Origin of the sequence: Deinococcus sonorensis KR-87, from assembly GCF_040256395.1 — a bacterium.
Classification (GTDB): domain Bacteria; phylum Deinococcota; class Deinococci; order Deinococcales; family Deinococcaceae; genus Deinococcus; species Deinococcus sonorensis.
On record NZ_CP158299.1, the window covers coordinates 559,367 to 576,436 of the forward strand.

A 17,070-nucleotide genomic window follows, 5' to 3' on the forward strand; every position below is an offset into this window, starting at 1 on the left:
TCGAATGCCAGCGGTTACGCTCTTCCCGGATGCCTTAGATGAATGTCGGACGCTCCAGATGAAGGATCAGATCGGTGGCCTGCACCGCCAGGATCAGCCGTTGGTCTCGTAAGGCCCCCTCGGCCTGCATCCACCCGCCCGGTTCCAGCGGCTGCAGCCAGGGTTCGGCCCGTACCTGCTGAAACAACTGACCCGCTCCATTCAGGACCTGAACGCCCGGTTCGGCACCGGTGCGGCGCTGCAGCTGCACAAGGAACTGCCAGCGCCGGGCAGCGGCCGGCGCTGCAAAGTGCAGCTCGAGCCGTGGGACCGCGTGACCTGCCGCCCCCAGGCGCTGGACGGTCCAGCCACCGGCCCGCGTCAGCAGCACATAGCCTCCGGGCAGCAGCGTGCTGTCGTGCCGCTCCACCAGGGCGGGGGCGGTCGTCGACGGTGTCAGCGTGATGCCCGGTCCAGACGGTTCCACCACGGTCGGCAGCGTGCACACCGAGGGTTTCAGCCGGTGACGCTCGCCCGCATCCAGCGACCCGGCCAGCGCCGCGCGTTGCAGTTCGCTGTGAAACCACAGCAGCCGGGCGTCGTCCGGCAACCGCACCTGCCGTTGCGGCATCCGGACCGCGATGACGCTGTCGACATGCTCCAGAATGCACGCCTGCAATGCATGTCGGAGCAGCCAGCGGGCCCGGCCGATCTCCAGCCCCGCCTGGCTGAGCGTGCCGAGCGCCGTCACCTCGGAGAACGGGCCCGGCAGCAGCGCCAGCACCTGCAGATACTCAAGGTCCGCCCCCAGCACCACCGCCAGTTCCGCATGCAGGGTGCGGTGCAGCCGCTGTCCCAGCCGGCCGCGCACGGACGCGGAGCTGGGGAGCTGACAGCGGATCGCCGCCAGAAAGCCCTCGCTCTGGCGAATGATCTCGAAGCGGTCATCGCTGTCCAGGCTCCCAGACGCCGCGTCCTCACCGAACCGGGCGGGCAGGCTCTCGGGCGTCAGGGTCGGCACCGCGATCACCTGAAACCAGCCGGGCTGATCGTGGTGGCTCAGCAGGTCTTCCAGCTGGGACCGACCGGCGGACGTCGCGACCACCACCACCAGCAGCGGCCGTGCCAGACCCAGCATGAGGTCAATGAGCTGCGTGGTTTCGAGACTCAGCCGCTCGCCCGCGTGCACCACGATGGCCAGCGGACCGGCCTTCATCAGCAGCTGGGTCAGTTCGGACAGCTCGCTCGGTTCCGCTCCATGACGGTGGACGCGCTGCGGCACGTCCTGCGGCTCCGTCTGGTGGAGGGCCTTCATCAGGTTGGCCCGCAGCAGCAGCTGCATGCTGTCCAGACTGGCGGACGCGGTGACCTCCACCTGGGTCAGGCCCAGCCGGGTCAGGGCGAGGTCCAGCGACTCGCGTCGACCGCTGCCGGACCGGCCCACGTACAGCGCCAGCTGGGGATGCCGCGCCCCCTGAACGAACGACTGGAGCTCCGGCAGGATCCGGTCGGCGATCCACTGGACCAGGTGCCGGTCTGCCGGCACGCCGAGCGGCGCAGACGGTTGTGCGGCGCCGGACGTGGCCGCGCTCACCAGCTGTTCCACCGCCCGCGTCAGATGATGCCGTTGCCGCCGGGCCCAGGCGCCCAGCGCCGGGTTGCCGTGGTCGTTGAAGTTCAGCAGCGGCTGGGTCAGGGTCGCGGCGAGGCGAGCGCGGGCCTGACCGCTGCGCTGTTGCAGGTCATCGAGTTCCGTCAGGGCATGCAGACTCAGGGACGACGACCGGTTGGGGCTCAGCTCGATGCCCAGGCGGCGCAGCGCGGTCAGTTCCACCCGCAGGTTGCGCAGGCCCTGTGGCCCGGCTTCCGACCACAGCAGCTGGGCGGCGGTGGTGCGGTGAATCCGGCCGCCTTCCAGCGCCAGGTAGGTCAGCAGGGTGACGGCGCGGGCAGAGAGTTTGACCGGCTCTCCCCCGACCAGGACTTCCAGCTTGCCAAACACCTTGACGGACACGTCGGGAGCGGGGGTGAAGGGGATGGTGTCAGATGCGCCTGAATCAGCTGAAGAGCCATCTTCACGAAGCACAGGGCCCATTCTGCCGCACGGGCCGGGTGGGCAGGCACACATTTGTGGGTGCGCAAGATGAAGGGAAGGAGCGGCGGTTGTTGCGGCTCTCAAATCGGGTCTGGGCATGACGTCGCCACACACTTTTTAACGTTCAGACCCGGTTGCACAGAGAACGCCCAGCTGTCCCAGAGCCAGAATTTGCTGCCGCCTTTAACATGCTCATTTCCGTCGTTAAAACTTGCCAAAACGTTGATTGACTATTTAACTTCATTTTATTTTTTGCCCATCAAATTCGTTGACAGGGGCACATGTGTCTCATACATTGGAGAAGTCCCGAGCAGGCAAAGTCAAAGAAACCCGCACCAGCACATGGTGCAGGCGCCTTCACCTTCTGCCTGGACGGTCTCTAAGGAGGAACGAGTATGAAGAAAGCACTTCTGATTGCGGCGATGGCTTCGATGACGGTGGCATACGCGGAGAACAACCCAGGTGGCCGGGATCCCGGTGCAGCCAGCACCGCACTGAACTTCTACATGACCGTGGTGCCCGGCTGCGCGGTGAACCTGGCCCCCAGTTACGACAGCAAGACGGACAAGACCTACAACGGCACGGACACGACCGTTCAGTCCGTCGTCGTCGACACGACGTCAACCGGCAACCCCAACTTCCGCTGCCAGACCGGGACCAACGTGACCATCACGGCCAAGGCCCTGTACGGCGTGGGCAACACCTTCGAGGTGCAGACCACCACCGCCAGCGGCAAGGCGCCCACCACCCTCAACGGCATGATGTCGCTGGTGCTCAAGGGGTACACGCTGGCGAGCGGCGTCAACAACGACGACAAGACGCTGGAAGGCGCCTACAAGCTGGAGTTCGCCCCCGGCAACGTCCCCGGTGGAAACGGCGACATCTACAACATCCTCGCCACGTTCACGCCGGACAAGGGGCAGTTCGAGCCCACGGTCGGCGATTACAAGGGCACGCTGAACGTGTCCGTCAACTACTAACGCTGCGCCGGGTGGGTGCCCTTGGTCGTGAGGCCAGGGCACCCGCCCAGCGTCCATTCTCGTCTGGAGGTCCCTGTGCTCCGTGTCCTTGCTCCCCTTGCGTGCGTGCTCCTGTCCAGTGCCGGGGCGCGCTGCGTCATCGCGCAGGCGCAGCTGGAGATGCCCGACTACAGCGCGCTGCGTGCCAGCACAGGCGTGCTGGCGGTGCAGATCGAATGTGAAGCTCCGTCAGACGCCACGCAGCTGCTGCTGCAGGGCCCCGGCCTGAGCGTCTCGATGGACCAGCAACTGCAACTCACCGTCTACAACACGGCGACCGGCACCCGGCCGTACCAGACCCAGGCGCCGTTGATCCTCACGATCAACCAGGGCCTTCCGCTGCTGGCCGGTCTTGGCGTCAACGGCAGCCAGACCCTTCGTTTTTCGCTGACCGCCAAGGCCGGTCAGTGGGTTTCCGTGGGCACCTACAGCCTGCCGCTGACCCTTTCCCTTCGACCACCCCTGCCCTGAGGGCAGTCCACAATGGCATGCTGCTCGATCCCCGCCCACCCACCTCCGAGGAGAACCCCGTGCCACGTCATCTGCTGAATTCCCTTCATCCGTTCCGGGCCGTAGTGACCCTGCTGGCGCTGCTGGCCGCCGGATTGGGACCCGTGCGGGCTCAGGTGTTCGGGTTTACCCCCACCCTGCTGGAAATCGACGCCTCGCACAACCTGGTCACCGAGACGACCATGGTGAACAGCACCACCACCCCGGCACGCTTCGACGTGGTGGCAGTGCTGTGGCACATCGTGGACGGCAAGGAAGTGCTGGACGAGACCCGGGACCTGATCGTCAATCCGCCGAGCTTCACCATCAAGCCCGGCGGCACGCAGCTGATCCGCATCGGCGTCCGCAAGAAGCCGGGCGCCACGGAACTGACCTACCGCGTGCTGGTGCAGCAGGTGCCGATCGAGGGCGTCGAGCTGCCTAAAATTGGGGCGGGCACCGTCGGGAAGGACAGCACTGCCGGCATGAACATCGCCCTGACCTTCTCACTGCCGGTCTATGTGACGCCGCCCGGTGCCGTGTCAAAACTCGCGTTCACCGCGACGACTTCGGGCAAAGACGTCTCGCTGCTGCTGCAGAACAGTGGCAACCGCCGCACCATCATGCGGAATGTCCAGTTTGTGCGCGGCTCCGTTACGCTCGGCACCAAGGTGCTGCCGCTGCTGGCCGGCAGCACCATCACCCTGGCCCTGCCGGGGCTGGGCGGGGAGGCAGGCCCCCTGACCATGAAATATGAGGCCGAGGACGGCCGGGTCCTCGAGCAGACCCTTGCGCTTCCCTGAGTCCTCCCGCCGCCGGCCGGCACGCCGGTGGGCGCTGCTCGCCCTGGGGCTGGCCCTAGGGTCGGCGGGGCTCTCGGCGGCGGCCGGCTGCGACTTGCCAGAGGAACTGCTCGACGTGAAGGTGGGACAGTCCTCGCGCGGCAGCATCGTGGTGCGGATCGAGCATCAGGACGACCAGGTGACCGACCTGCTGCTGCCGGCAGAAGTGTTGCGCGCGAATGAACAGGTGTACGTCGCCGGCCGGGTGGACTGCGACGGCGAGGCGTTTGTGCGGCTGCTGCCGGAACTGCGGGTGACGTACCGCGGCGACACCCAGGAGGTGCGGATCACGCCGGCGCTGGCCCGGCTGGGCCAGCGGCAGATCGACGTGGGCCAGACCCTGACGCCCCGGATCTACCCGGTGGTGCCGGCCTTCGGGCTGGATTTCGGCGTGCAGGGGGCCGCCAGCTACGATCTGCGCGGCGAACGGGCCGAGGGCGCGCCGGCCGTGGCGCTCGGTGCCGCCAGCGCGTACGTCGGGGTGGGTGGCGGGCGCGGCAACGCGACCGGGTACGTCGGCGCGCTGTACACCGGACATCCGGGCAGCGCCGCCCAGCTGCAACTTCGGGCCACGGCCCAGTACGCCTTTTCTCCGGCTCTGGCGGTGTACGCCGCGTATCACGCCGCCCCCGGCGTCACCCAGCCAGCCTTCTCCGCGTCCAGCGTGAGTGGCGTGACGGCCACCTACCGGCGGCAGGTGCCGTCCGTCGCCGCTCCCCTCAAGGTGCAGCTGGAAAACCCGGCGTCGATCAGCGTGCTGGTCAACGGCCAGCTGCTGGGCAGCGTGGACGCGCCCGCCGGCGAGGTCACCCTGTGGCGGGTGCCGCTGCCACGTCAGGCGCACAACACCGTCGAACTGCTGATCGAGGACGAGACCGGGGTCAGCTCGCGCCGCTTCGACGACGTGGCGCCTTCTGCGGACAGCCTGACCGGCGGGCTGTTCGCCAGTGCCAGCGTCAGCTACGACGATCAGGCCACCGATGCCGGCTGGGGCGTCAGCGGCTCCGTCAGCTACGCGGTCCGCCCGGAGTGGAGTGTGGAGACGCAGGCCAGCGTGTCCGGCAGCGGCGCTGTCAACGCGGCGGCCCTGGTGCGCTACGGAGGCTCACCGCTCTCCGGAAGCATCGGCGCACAGGTCAGCCGGACACCCGGCAGCGCTGGCACGGCCGCGTCGCTAAGCACGCGGGTCAACGGCTCAGTCGCCTACCAGCGTGGGCCGCTGAACGTGAGCGGCGCAGTGGGCGTGCCGGTGGGCGAGCTGTCCGGCAGCACCCTGAACCTGAGCGCCACCTACAGTGCCGCTCCGTGGTACTTTTCGGCCGGCGCCTCCACGGGCCTGACCCGCGGTTCGTGGCGGGTGGACGCCAGCGTGAGCCGCATCCTGAACGAGCGCAGCGCCATGGCGCTCACCGCCTCGGTGCAGCCGGGCGCCTGGCGGGCGGCGCTGCGCGGCACCTACGTCTTCACGCCGAAGCTTCAGGGCGCGGCCGGCGTCAGCGTCGGACAGGGGGGCACTGCGCCGACCGCGGCCCTGAGCTACCGTCCCGACCCCACACAGGCCATCACGGTCAACGCGGACCTCAACGAGGTCGGCGTCACGTACGGCCTCAGCCGGGGCATTGAAGTCGGCGCGTCCGCCACCTCGCGCGGGGCCAGCGCCGAGGTCACCGGCGCGGTGGCGTACTTGGACGGCCGCCTGATGCTCACCTCGGGCCTGGCGCAGCGCGGCATCCTGATCCGGACCGGCGTGCCGAACCTGACGCTGCTGGTGAATGGTCTGGGCACGGTGGTTACCAACCAGCGGGGCGACGCCCTGATCTCCCAGGTGGCGCCCGCGCAGACGGTCTCGGTCCGCATCGACCTGCGCGACCTGCCGCTGGGCGTGAGCGTCACCAGCGTGGAGGCGGAGGTGCAACCTGCGGCCACCGGCCTGACTGTGGTGGACTGGCGCGACAACTTCCAGGTTTCGACCTTCGTGCAGTTCCGCTGGAGTCCGGCCGAGGTGGCGAGCGGCGCGGACCTGTACCTGGACGGCCAGAAGATCCCGCTGGACGACGAGGGGTATGGCCTGGTGCCCCAGGCTGAGGCGAACCGGACCGGTGAGCTGCGCGGGCCAGACGGAACCCGCCGCTGCGCCGTCGTCCTGGCGCCGGCCGCCAAGGAAGCGACCTGCGCCGCAGACCCAGGCGCCCACTGACGCACAGGCGGTGTTCAGAGGCGCACTCCAGGGGAACGCAGTCCGGTACCCACCGCTCTGCTGCGGCGGTCCACCTGCGTCTCCTGATCATCAAGAAGGTCACTCCCTTGTAGTTATCTGTTTCAACACCTATATTGGGAGACATGACTACCCTCCGGGAGGAGATTCACCAACAGCGCCCCTTCCGAAATCTGGAAGAAGAGGCGGCGCTCAACCTCTTCCGCACCACCCAGCTGATTGCGGACCGGGGCGAGGCGTTCTACCAGCAGCACGGCCTCACCCCCACCCAATACAACATCCTGCGCATCCTGCGTGGCGCGGGCGACGCGGGACTGGGACGCAACGAGATCCGGGAACGCCTGCTGACCCGCATGCCCGACGTCACCCGCCTGCTCGACAAGATGGAGGACGCCGGCCTGGTGCAGCGTGTGCGCAGCACCACCGACCGCCGCTGCGTGCCCACCGCCCTGACCCCGAAGGGCCGGACGCTGGTGGACCAGCTGGACGAGCCTGTGGCCGCGCTGCACCACGAGCACTTCGGGCACCTCACGCCCGGTCAGCTGCACACCCTGATCGAGATCATGACCCAGATCCGTGGCCGGTTGACACCGCAGTAAGGCCGTCCAGCGTTACCCGATACTTGTTTCAACACCTGATCGCATCACAAGGAGTTTCCGATGAATCTACCCCCCACCCTTCCCTACCGCACCCTGCCCCAGGACCGCATCGGCCTCAACCCGGAGCGCCCGCCCCTCAGCGGCGACGTCCAGCTCGGGCCGGTCGTCCTCCAGATCAGCGACCTGGACGCCTCGCTGCGCTTCTACACCCAGGTCATCGGCCTGCAGGTGCACGACACCGACCTGGCTGGGCATCAGATCGCTCGCCTCGGCACGCCCGACGGGCAGGTCCTGCTGGAACTCCGCGAGAAGCGGGGCGTCCATGCCGCCCCGCACCGTGGGCGCCTCGGCCTGTACCACATCGCCGTGCTGCTCCCCACCCGCGCTGACCTGGGGCGCTTCATCCAGAACGCCCTCTCGCTCGGCGTTCACGTCGGTCAGTCCGATCACCACTTCAGCGAGGCGACCTACCTCAAGGACCCGGACGGCCTCAGCGTCGAGGTGTATCGTGACCGTCCCCGCGACGAGTGGCGCGTCACCGAAGCCGGCGAGATCATCGGCGGCGGCGACCCGCTGGACCTGACCGCCCTGAAAGAAGCGGCCGGCGACGCCCCCTGGACCGGCGTGCCCACCGGCACCACCCTCGGGCACCTGCACCTCTACGTCGGCGACCTGGACGAGGCGGCCCGCTTCTACCACCGGGGCCTCGGCTTCCCGAAGACCACCTGGAGCCTGCCCACCGCCCTGTTCCTCGGCGCCGGCGGATACCACCACCACCTCGGCCTCAACACCTGGGCGGCCGGCAGCCCCCCGTCCGGCGACGACGACGCCCGCCTGCTGACCTGGGACCTGGTGCTGCCCGACCAGGCCACGGTGGACCGCACGGCCGCCAGCCTGCAGGCGGAAGGCTTCGAGGTCACCGTCACCCCGCAAGGGATCCTGTCCACCGATCCCTGGGGCATCACCGTCCGCCTCCGCACCGCCTGAACCGCTCCCTCGACCTCGCCGCTCAACGGAGCTCACCATGACGACCCTCACCGCCCGACCCAGCCGCGCCCTGCACCTCACCCTCTGGGCACTTCAGGTGCTGCTCGCTGCCGCCTTCCTGATGACCGGCGTGACGAAGCTGATCACGCCCATCCTGCAGCTCGCCCAGCAGATGGCCTGGGTGAGCGACGTTCCCGCCGGCCTGGTGCGCTTCATCGGCCTCGCGGAGGTCGCCGGCGCGCTCGGGCTGATCCTGCCCAGCCTCACCCGCATCCGCCCGAACCTCACGCCGCTCGCGGCGCTCTGCCTCATCGCGGTGATGGTGCTCGCCTCGGCCTTCCACCTCAGCCGCGGGGAACCGACGGTGCTGCCGATGAACCTCGCCCTGGCGGTCGTCGCCGGCCTCATCGCCTGGGGCCGCGCCCGCCGGGCACCCATTCAGGCCCGCTGAGCGCCAGACCCAGCAAGGACGTGATCCCATGACCAGCCCCGCCCCGCACACCCCGCTCGCCACGCGCATCGACCCCGCGCTCACCCTCGGTGAGGTCGCCCTGACCGTCCGCGACCTGGAGCGCGCCTCCCGCTTTTACCAGGTGACGCTCGGCCTCACCCTCCTGGACCGGCACGGCCCGGCGGCCGTGCTGGGTACGCCGGACGGCCACCCGCTCGTCACCCTGCTCGGCGACGCGGCCGCCCCTGAGGCCCCGGCGAACGCGGCCGGCCTGTACCACCTCGCCATCGCGTTCCCGACCCGCCCGGACCTCGCCCGCTGGCTGCAGCATGCCGCCGCGCTCGGCCTGCGCCTCGGGCAGTCCGACCACAAGACGCACGAGGCCTTCTACTTCAATGACCCGGAGGGCAACGGCATCGAGATCTACCACGACTGGCCGCGTGAGCAGTGGCCGTTCAAGGACGGGAAGTTCAGCCGCATGGATCAGGCGGCGGTCGATCTCCGGGGCCTGCTGGGCACGCTCACGGCGAACGACCCCGGCTGGGCAGGGGCGCCGAACGGGACCCGGATGGGCCACGTGCACCTCAAGATGAGCGACGCGGCCGCGACCCGGCAGTTCTACGAACAGGTTCTGGGCTTCGACATCACGCTGGACGCCATGGACGCCGTATTCGCCGGGGCGGGCGGCTACCACCATCACCTCGGCAACAACGCCTGGCACAGCCGCGGCGGCCCCGCGGCGCCGGACGGCGCACTGGGCCTGCGGCACTCCACCATCGAACTGTCGAGCGCGGCCGAGCTCGAGGCCGTGATCACGCGGCTGAACCGTGCCGGCACCCAGGTGCACGACTCCTCGGCCGGGCTGGTCGTGCGTGATCCCTCCAGGAATGCCCTGCGGCTCCGGGTTGGTCCTTCGACTGTGGCGAGTGCGCTGGCCGCCCTCGACCAGCCCGCACGTTAAGGCGCCGCCGATCAGAGCAGGGAAACGCAGGGCGAACGCAGACCCGCGGACAGCATTCGGCCCCAGCCGGGATTCCGGCTGGGGCCTCTTCAGTTCTTGGCGACGCTCAGGGCGCCGTGGCGGAGAAGTGAACGTTGTCCACGTACATGGTGCCCGCGTAGTCGCTCTTGTTGTCGGCAACCACGACCGTCACGTCACGCAGCACGGTGTCGGAGGCGATCACCTTGTTGTCCGCAATGTTGGTCAGGTCGAACGAGGCGGTGAAGTGGTAGAGCCCGTCGGCGGTCTTGGTCAGACCAGACAGCGTGTTCAGCGGAATGTCGAGCGTCTGGGCCGCCTGAGCCCAGTACCCCAGGGCCGGTGGCGAGAAGGCCAGGTTGACCGAGAGGGTGCCGGTGGTGGCGCGCTGCGGCTTGAGGTAGAAGTCAAACACCAGGTAGCGGTTGCTGCCGCGCGTGGCGTTGATGTTGCCCAGCACCAGCCGCGGCGCCGAGGCCCAGCTGTCGGCGGGTTTCACGTCCGGGTAGGTCACGTCCCAGCTGAGCGCCTTGGAGCCGGCCGCGTCAGCAACGGTGAGCGAGGTCGTGACGCCGGACGCCGCGTCCCAGGCCCAGCCCTGCCGGGTGCCGTCCTCGAAGGTGGAGGGCAGGGTGGCGGTCCCGAGGGGCGCGTGGTTGACCACCGGGCCGGTGGTGCTGCGGTTGCCGGCCACCGTGATGTTGTCGATGGCCACCCGGTCGGTGCCCTGGGCACCCACGAACAGGATCAGGTTGCTGAGGGTGCTGCCGGCCACGGTCGGGTCCTCGGCGATCGCCGCAAAGTTCGGGGAGTCGGCGGTGGAGATGCTCAGGGTGGCCTTGTAGCTGTTGTCCGCCTGCTTCACGAACTGCTCGGGCTTCACCAGGATGGCGCGGGTGGGGTTGCTCCAGCCGTGCGCGGCGTTCTGCGGAATGGCCGCCACCGCAACGGTGGTGGGGGCCGCCACGGTCACGTCCATGCTGAGGGTTTTGGCGCCGGCAATGTCCTGACGGACGCTGGACGTGTCGGCGGAAATGCGGACGTTGGACCAGTAGCCGGTGTCGCTCACGTCGTGGCTGGCCGTCATGCCCGTCAGGGTCAACGCCCCGCCGGTGTTGCTGAGCGTCACGGTCTTGACCGGGCTGTCACTGTTGAGGCCCCAGCCCTGCAACGTATTGTCGTCGAAGTTCCAGAGCGTCTGCGTGAAGGCCGTGCGGTCGATCGGGCGGTAGGCGACCCCCTTGATCCGTGCGCGCGCGAACTCGCCGGACAGGGTCAGCTCGCTGGGCGCCCACAGGTGATCGGTGCCCGGATCGAGATCGGTGGCCGGCCTGCTCGTCGAGTACGGCATGAACGCGGCGGAGGTCTCGTTCTTGTTGCTCAGCGACCAGTTGACCCAGCTGATGTGGTTGCGGTTCAAGAACGCCAGCCAGCGGTCGGCGTCCTGCAGGAACGGCCCGTTGTTGCCGCTTGCCTCGCTGCTGCCCCACTCGCTGACGAAGATTGGCGCGCCGTGCAGCAGGGCGTAGCGGGCGTTGCTCATCACGTTGCTGCGGTCCGACACGTCGTTCGACGGCTTGTGGGTGCCGCTGTAGAAGTGCACCGTGTACATGGTGCGATCGTCCTTGATCGGATTGTCGGCGGCCAAGTCCGGGCGCTGACTCCAGTTGGGGCTGCCCACCAGCACGATGTTCTTGTTGCCGGTGTCGCGCAGCATCTTGATGATCGGCTCGGCGTACGCCTTGACCTTGGCCCAGCCGGCCGCGTCGTTGCTGACGCCGGGGTCATTGGGGCTGGGCTCGTTGGCCACCTCGTAGATGATGTTGCGGTTGTTCGGGTAGCGCTGCGAGATGTCCTTGAAGAAGTCCAGGGCGCCCTTGTACACGTCGGCGTTGGGGTCGCCGGGGGTGGTGACGTGCCAGTCCACGATCACGTACAGGTCGTTCTTGATCGCGGCGTTGATGCCGTCGATGACGCGCTGTTTGATCGCCGGATCTGTCGCGTACCCGCCCTCGCTGACGTACATCGCCAGGCGGACGACGTTGGATCCCCAGTCGTTGGCGAGCGTGTTGAAGGCGTTGTCGTTGACGATGCCGGGGAACCACTGCAGGCCGTGGGTGCTCATGCCGCGCAGCTGGATCGGGGTGCCGGAGGCGTCGACCAGTGTGGTCATGCAGTTCAGGCGCACGATCTTCAGCGCGCCCGCCTGAGAGGGCTTGCGAGCCGCGGCGGTCAGCAGGTCCGGCAGGGCCGCTTCCGACGTGGCCGGGTCATAGGGGCCGGCGGGACCGTCCGGAGTGTCGGCCAGGGTGGGGGTACACGGCTGGGGCTTGGTGGCCTGCGGCTGACCGCAGCTGGCGAGCAGGGCGGCAGTCAGCGCCAGCAGCATCGGCCGGGCGTGATGCGGTGTGCGGGGAAGCAGCGACATCGGAACTCCTTTGACGGGTGGGCGTGGAAGCGGGGCGACGGGCCTCGGCACGGCAGTGAACAGAGAACAATGCACACGGAGAACCAATGTGCAAGCGCTGTCATGTTGAGGGAGAACGGAGGCAGCTCTTCCTGGGTGGACCTCACGGCATACCCGGCAACATCGTCTGGAAAAAAGGATGAGGTGATGGGCCGGAACAGGATTCCGACCGCCGTCTGTTGTGCAGGCTGGGCGAAGTATAGGAAGGTTCTGCAACCGCTGTCAAGACGTTCAGGGGCCGAAAGAGCCGCAACGAGCCAAAGTAAATGATCGGTTGAGCCCGGCCGCCGAACCAGTCCTTGGTGGAGCGCCGAACGGCAAGAGGAGTCGTCCGCTTCGGGTCTGCTGTGGCTTCGCGATCTGCCTCTCCTTCTGCTGAAATCGACCGGATGCAGAGCAAGGCCAGCGGCGGCGAAGGTCCCGCTCAACACCAGGTCCCCTCGGCAACATCCCTGAAGCTGCACACCTGATCGGTCGAGTCCTTGGCTCCTGATCTTCAGGCCCGCGGGTCCTGCCCACTTCCTCTGTACGTCCAGCTCCTGGAAGGCCCTCGATGGGCGTGGACATCCAGCCGGGCGCTGGGCAGACTGGAGACGATGTCGCATCCACCGGCCCCTGCCTCAGAGCTGATCCCGAAAACGGTGCTGCACGGTGGGGCGCGCCTGTTTGTTGCGTCCTACCTCGTCCGCAAGAGCGAGCTGGGCCGGGTGTGGCGCTGCGGGTTCCACGCCCTGCTGTGGCTGAACGGTGGCTCCGCCTCCCTGGTGTGCGACGGCGAGCACTTCGAGGTCCGGCCCCCCTCGCTCATCTGCCTCTCGCCGGGCCAGGTGTATCGCTGGAGCGCGGCCGACGACGCGGCTCGCGCGACACTCATCGGCTTCGAGGCCAATCTCTTCACCGTGGGGCGCGCCCAGGGGGGCCTGCTGGACGTGCAACTCCTGCACGACCTGCCGCTCTTCCGGCCCGAGGGGACGGCGGTGCTCGCGGCCGACGAGAACGCGGACAGCCTCGAACGCCTGTTCGCCCTGTGCCGGCAGCGGTACCGGCAGCTCAGCGAAGCGCACGGGAGCGGGTCGTGGCGGGTGCTGCCCCAGCACCGTGAGGGGGTGCTGCTCGCGTACCTGCACGTCATCCTGGCGGAAGCGGCGACCCTGGCCCCGGCTCAGGAGCCGCCCCGCCCGGCCGCGGGCAGCGATCTGCGGCTGTCGCGGCTGTTCCGGCTGCACGCCGGTCAGCGGGTGCTGGAGCGCCTCCCCGTCGCCGCCTATGCCGAGCTGCTGCACGTCACGCCCGACCACCTGACGCGCGCGGTGCGCCGCGCTACCGGCCAGACGCCCAGCGCCTGGCTGCAGGAACAGCTGCTCACCGAGGCGCGGCGGCGGCTCGCCCTCACCGACCAGCCGGTGGAGCAGGTGGCCGCCGCGCTGAGGTTCGGCTCGGCCTCGCAGTTCAGCCGCTGGATCCGGGACCACACCGGCCAGACGCCGCGGCAGCTCCGACAGCAGGGCCGCGGAAATTCACCAGTTCTGAGCGGAAATTGACCTTCCGGCCGGACGGCCGGAGATCTACAGTCAAGGACATCAGCAGCGCCGGTCCATTCACCCGGCGCAGGAGGATTCCCATGCCACAGGCAGTCCAGCTCCATAATTACGGCGACATTGACGTCCTCAAGGTCGAAGAGGTACCGCAGCCGACCCCGGCGGCCGGAGAGGTCCTGGTGCGGGTCAAAGCCGCCGGCATCAACCCCGGCGAAGCGTCCATCCGCAAGGGCGTGTTCAAGGACACCTGGCCGTCCACCTTTCCCTCCGGCCAGGGCAGCGACTTCGCTGGCGTGATCGAAGCGGTGGGTGAGGGCGTGTCCGGCCTGCAGCCGGGCGCAGAAGTGATCGGCTTCACCCACAACCGGGCCAGTCAGGCCGAGTTCGTGGTGGTGCCGCAGGACCAGGTGACGCCCAAGCCGGCGAACGTGCCGTGGGAAGTCGCCGGCGGGCTGTTCGTGGCCGGAACGACCGCCTACGCCGCCGTGCGCGCCGTGGACGTGAAGGCGGGTGACACGGTGGTGGTCTCCGGGGCCAGCGGCGGCGTGGGCACCCTGGCGGTCCAGCTCGCCCGGCTGAAGGGGGCGCGCGTGCTGGGCATCGCCAGCCCCGCACGGGCGGAGTGGCTGGCGGCCCATGGCGTGGACCTGGTGCCGTACGGAGACGGGCTCCGCGAACGCCTGCTGGAGGCGGCCGGCGGGCACATCGACGCCTTCATCGATACCTACGGGCAGGGCTACGTGCAGCTCGCCGTGGAGCTGGGCATCCCGCCGCAGCGCATCAACACCATCATCGACTTCGCGGCCGTTCAGCAGTACGGCGTCCAGGCCGAGGGCAACGCCGCGGGTGGCCGGGCCGACGTGGTGGCGGAGCTCGCCCAGCTGATCGCGGACGGGCAGCTGGAGATGCCGATTGCCCGCACCTACCCGCTCGAGCAGGTCCAGGCGGCCTACCGCGAGCTGGAAGACCGGCACACGCTCGGCAAGATCGTGCTGATCCCTGGGAAGCGCTGAAGCAGAACGGTGGATCTCTTTCCGGCGGGCCACTGTGAGCTGGCCTGCCGGAATCTTGCCGAACCGCTTTCACAACCCTGACAGAGGGCCGGGTTGGATATGCCAGGAACGAGACGCTTAGCACCCCTCTACGGCTGGTTCCGGTGCTCCAGGCCATCCAGGCGCAGCGTGTTGCTTTCATCTCGATGCGCGCCGTCCCTGCTGACGTGCTTGTCCGAGATAACCGCCCCGTTTTTGATGACATGCACCAGCGCCATGGCGTGCCCACGACCCAGGCCAAAGTCCTCCTTCAGCCACGCGACGATGACGCCGGCTTTGGTCTTCGGATCAGCGAATCCTTTTCCTCTAGCCAGAGCAACCAACTCATTCGGGGTCTTGCCGGTCTGCTTCTCAATGGTGTCAAGGTACGCCTGGAATGACATCGCGGCCTCCAATAGGGATGAAGTTCGTGTGCCTCCATCGTAGGGCACCACGTGTTCAGTGGGAGTAGACGCCCATTGCCGAACACCAGTCGAGTCAAGCTGGTCCTGAAACGTGTTGCGAACAGCTCAAGCAGGCTTCTGGTTAGTCAGTACGCTCGGCTGCTCCCGATCACCTTGAGTGGGGCTGTGTCTCATATCTCCAAGGCCCAGGTACGCTGCCACTTGCATCTTTTATAGAGTGAGCGTACACTCACTCCATGCCTTCTTCGACCGTTTCCCTCTCCACCTCGGAGGCCCGCCGCGAAACGGTCATTCAGAGCGCGGTCACGGTGTTCGCCCGCGCAGGCTATCTCGGCACCCCCGTGACCGCCGTGGCGGCGGAGGCCAACATTTCCACCGCTTATGTCTTCAAGCTGTTCCCACGTAAGGAGGACCTGTTTGTCGCCGCGCTCGCCCGTTGTTTTCGCCTGATCCTGACCGCGCTCGAAACCGGCGCACACGCCGCCGTCGACCAGACGCCCCAGGCCCTCCTCGCGGCCATGGGCGACGCGTACGCGGCCCTAATTGCCGACCGGTCCCTCCTGATGCTGCAGGTGCACGCGCAGTCCGCCGCGACGGTGCCGGAAATCGCGGCCGCCCTGCGCAGCGGCGTCGGGCAGATCACCACCTTCGTAAAGGAGCGCTCGCTCGCCCCGGACAACGCGGTGCAGCAGTTCATCGCCTATGGTCAGCTCTGCCATCTCATCACGGTGATCGGACTCGATGATGACTCGGCCGATTGGGCGCAGGTCCTGTCCAGAGGCATCCAGCACTTCTAACCGGCAACAACGCCGGACCTTCGGGTGTACCGGTTCGTTTCAAGTAGTGAGTGTTCAATCAATCAAACCTGCCCTCTTCCGGGTCACCAAGGAGCACAACCATGACTATCACCGCACCATTCGCCACGACCCCCATCACCGAAGTTGTTCTGCCCGGCCTGGTGGAACCGTCTGGCCTCCTGATTCAGTCGCGTTCACTTGCCGCTCCTGCCCGTGGTCAAGTCCTGGTCCAGATGGAGGCCACCGGCATCTCCTTTGCCGAGCAGGGAATGCGCCGGGGACGCTACCCTGGTCAGCCGCGGTTCCCGTTCGTTCCAGGCTATGACCTCGTCGGCGTGGTGCGTGAGCTTGGAACCGGCGTGGACCCGGCATGGCGCGGTAAGCGCGTCGCCGCCGCCACCAAGACCGGGAGCTGGGCCACCCACGCGCTCATCCCGGCGGTCGACCTGGTGCCGGTCCCCCCCACCCTCAACCCGGCCGAAGCCGAGACCGTGATCGTCAACGGCATCACGGCCTGGCAGATGCTCTTCCGCAGCGCCCGAGTCCAGGCCGGCCAGACGATCCTGGTACACGGGGCCAACGGAGGGGTAGGCAGCATCCTGGTGCAGCTGGCCCGCCACGCCGGCATCCGGGTCATCGGGACGGCGGCCCCTCGGCACCACGCGGCCCTGCGTGAGTTGGGCGTGGAACCGATCGACTACGCGGCCCCGGACCTGACGACACAGGTGCGCCCGCTGGTGCCGGGGGGCGTGCATGCCGCGTTCGACCACCTGGGCCTGGACAGCGCCCGGCGTTCCTTCGATCTGCTGGCCCAGGGCGGCACCCTGGTCGCGTACGGAACGGCGGCTGACCTGAATGCACGCGGAGGCATGCTCCCGATGTTCATGCGCATGCTCGGCCAAATCGTCCTCTGGTCCGCCCTGCCCAACGGGCGGCGCGCCTCTTTCTACGACTTCTGGAGCGGCAAGACGCTCCGGCCGGCCGTCTTTCGCCGGCATCAGCACGAAGACCTGGCCCAGGTGCTGAGCCTGCTGGCTGAAGGAGCGATCAGCGCCCAGGTCGCCGCGCGCTTTCCGCTGAGCGAGGTCCGGCAAGCGATGGAACTGGCCGAGTCCCGCACCGTGCTGGGGAAGGTCGTCCTGCTTCCGTGAAATCAT

Annotated in this window: 15 protein-coding genes; 12 read left to right on the top strand and 3 right to left on the bottom strand. The window is 68.1% G+C overall.

The window, feature by feature from the left end; all coding sequences use genetic code 11:
• Positions 1–34: 34 nt before the first annotated feature.
• Positions 35–1,993 (bottom strand): hypothetical protein, encoded by a 1,959-nt coding sequence (locus ABOD76_RS07990; RefSeq protein ID WP_350244285.1) that lies wholly within the window; start codon positions 1,991–1,993, stop codon positions 35–37.
• Positions 1,994–2,469: 476 nt separating this feature from the next.
• On the opposite strand from ABOD76_RS07990, the gene ABOD76_RS07995 reads away from it, so the two are divergent.
• The 8 genes from ABOD76_RS07995 (at position 2,470) to ABOD76_RS08030 (ending at position 9,637) form a co-directional block, all read left to right on the top strand.
• On the top strand, positions 2,470–3,054 hold the full coding sequence (locus ABOD76_RS07995) for a hypothetical protein (protein ID WP_350244287.1): 585 nt from the start codon (positions 2,470–2,472) through the stop codon (positions 3,052–3,054).
• A 105-nt stretch (positions 3,055–3,159) separates the two neighbouring features.
• Positions 3,160–3,564, top strand: a complete 405-nt coding sequence (locus tag ABOD76_RS08000; RefSeq protein ID WP_350244288.1) for a hypothetical protein — start codon at positions 3,160–3,162, stop codon at positions 3,562–3,564.
• Between the two features lie 59 nt (positions 3,565–3,623).
• Entirely contained in the window at positions 3,624–4,385 is a 762-nt protein-coding gene (locus ABOD76_RS08005) for a fimbrial biogenesis chaperone (protein WP_350244289.1), read from the top strand.
• Positions 4,372–6,621: a hypothetical protein gene (locus ABOD76_RS08010; RefSeq protein WP_350244290.1), complete on the top strand. Its 2,250-nt coding sequence runs from the start codon at positions 4,372–4,374 to the stop codon at positions 6,619–6,621. Before ABOD76_RS08005 ends, ABOD76_RS08010 begins: the two co-directional genes overlap by 14 nt.
• Positions 6,622–6,764: 143 nt before the next feature.
• Positions 6,765–7,238 (top strand): MarR family winged helix-turn-helix transcriptional regulator, encoded by a 474-nt coding sequence (locus ABOD76_RS08015; RefSeq protein ID WP_350244291.1) that lies wholly within the window; start codon positions 6,765–6,767, stop codon positions 7,236–7,238.
• 60 nt (positions 7,239–7,298) lie between these two features.
• Positions 7,299–8,225: a VOC family protein gene (locus ABOD76_RS08020; protein WP_350244292.1), complete on the top strand. Its 927-nt coding sequence runs from the start codon at positions 7,299–7,301 to the stop codon at positions 8,223–8,225.
• Between the two features lie 37 nt (positions 8,226–8,262).
• Complete coding sequence (locus ABOD76_RS08025) at positions 8,263–8,676, top strand: DoxX family protein (protein WP_350244293.1); 414 nt, start codon at positions 8,263–8,265, stop codon at positions 8,674–8,676.
• Between the two features lie 28 nt (positions 8,677–8,704).
• Positions 8,705–9,637, top strand: coding sequence for a VOC family protein (locus tag ABOD76_RS08030; RefSeq protein ID WP_350244294.1), 933 nt, complete (start codon positions 8,705–8,707; stop codon positions 9,635–9,637).
• Positions 9,638–9,743: 106 nt separating this feature from the next.
• Here ABOD76_RS08030 and ABOD76_RS08035 read toward each other — a convergent pair whose 3' ends face one another.
• A complete protein-coding gene (locus ABOD76_RS08035) occupies positions 9,744–12,083 on the bottom strand; it encodes a carbohydrate-binding domain-containing protein (protein ID WP_350244295.1) in 2,340 nt (779 codons plus the stop codon).
• Between the two features lie 635 nt (positions 12,084–12,718).
• Here ABOD76_RS08035 and ABOD76_RS08040 point away from each other — a divergent pair.
• Complete coding sequence (locus ABOD76_RS08040) at positions 12,719–13,663, top strand: helix-turn-helix transcriptional regulator (RefSeq protein WP_350244296.1); 945 nt, start codon at positions 12,719–12,721, stop codon at positions 13,661–13,663.
• An 80-nt stretch (positions 13,664–13,743) separates the two neighbouring features.
• Positions 13,744–14,673, top strand: coding sequence for an NADP-dependent oxidoreductase (locus ABOD76_RS08045; RefSeq protein ID WP_350244298.1), 930 nt, complete (start codon positions 13,744–13,746; stop codon positions 14,671–14,673).
• Positions 14,674–14,801: 128 nt separating this feature from the next.
• Here ABOD76_RS08045 and ABOD76_RS08050 read toward each other — a convergent pair whose 3' ends face one another.
• A complete protein-coding gene (locus ABOD76_RS08050; RefSeq protein WP_350244299.1) occupies positions 14,802–15,095 on the bottom strand; it encodes a DUF4287 domain-containing protein in 294 nt (97 codons plus the stop codon).
• A gap of 257 nt (positions 15,096–15,352) precedes the next feature.
• Here ABOD76_RS08050 and ABOD76_RS08055 point away from each other — a divergent pair, with 257 nt between their 5' ends.
• Complete coding sequence (locus ABOD76_RS08055) at positions 15,353–15,913, top strand: TetR/AcrR family transcriptional regulator (RefSeq protein WP_350244300.1); 561 nt, start codon at positions 15,353–15,355, stop codon at positions 15,911–15,913.
• Between the two features lie 101 nt (positions 15,914–16,014).
• A complete protein-coding gene (locus ABOD76_RS08060; protein WP_350244301.1) occupies positions 16,015–17,064 on the top strand; it encodes a medium chain dehydrogenase/reductase family protein in 1,050 nt (349 codons plus the stop codon).
• Positions 17,065–17,070 lie beyond the last annotated feature (6 nt).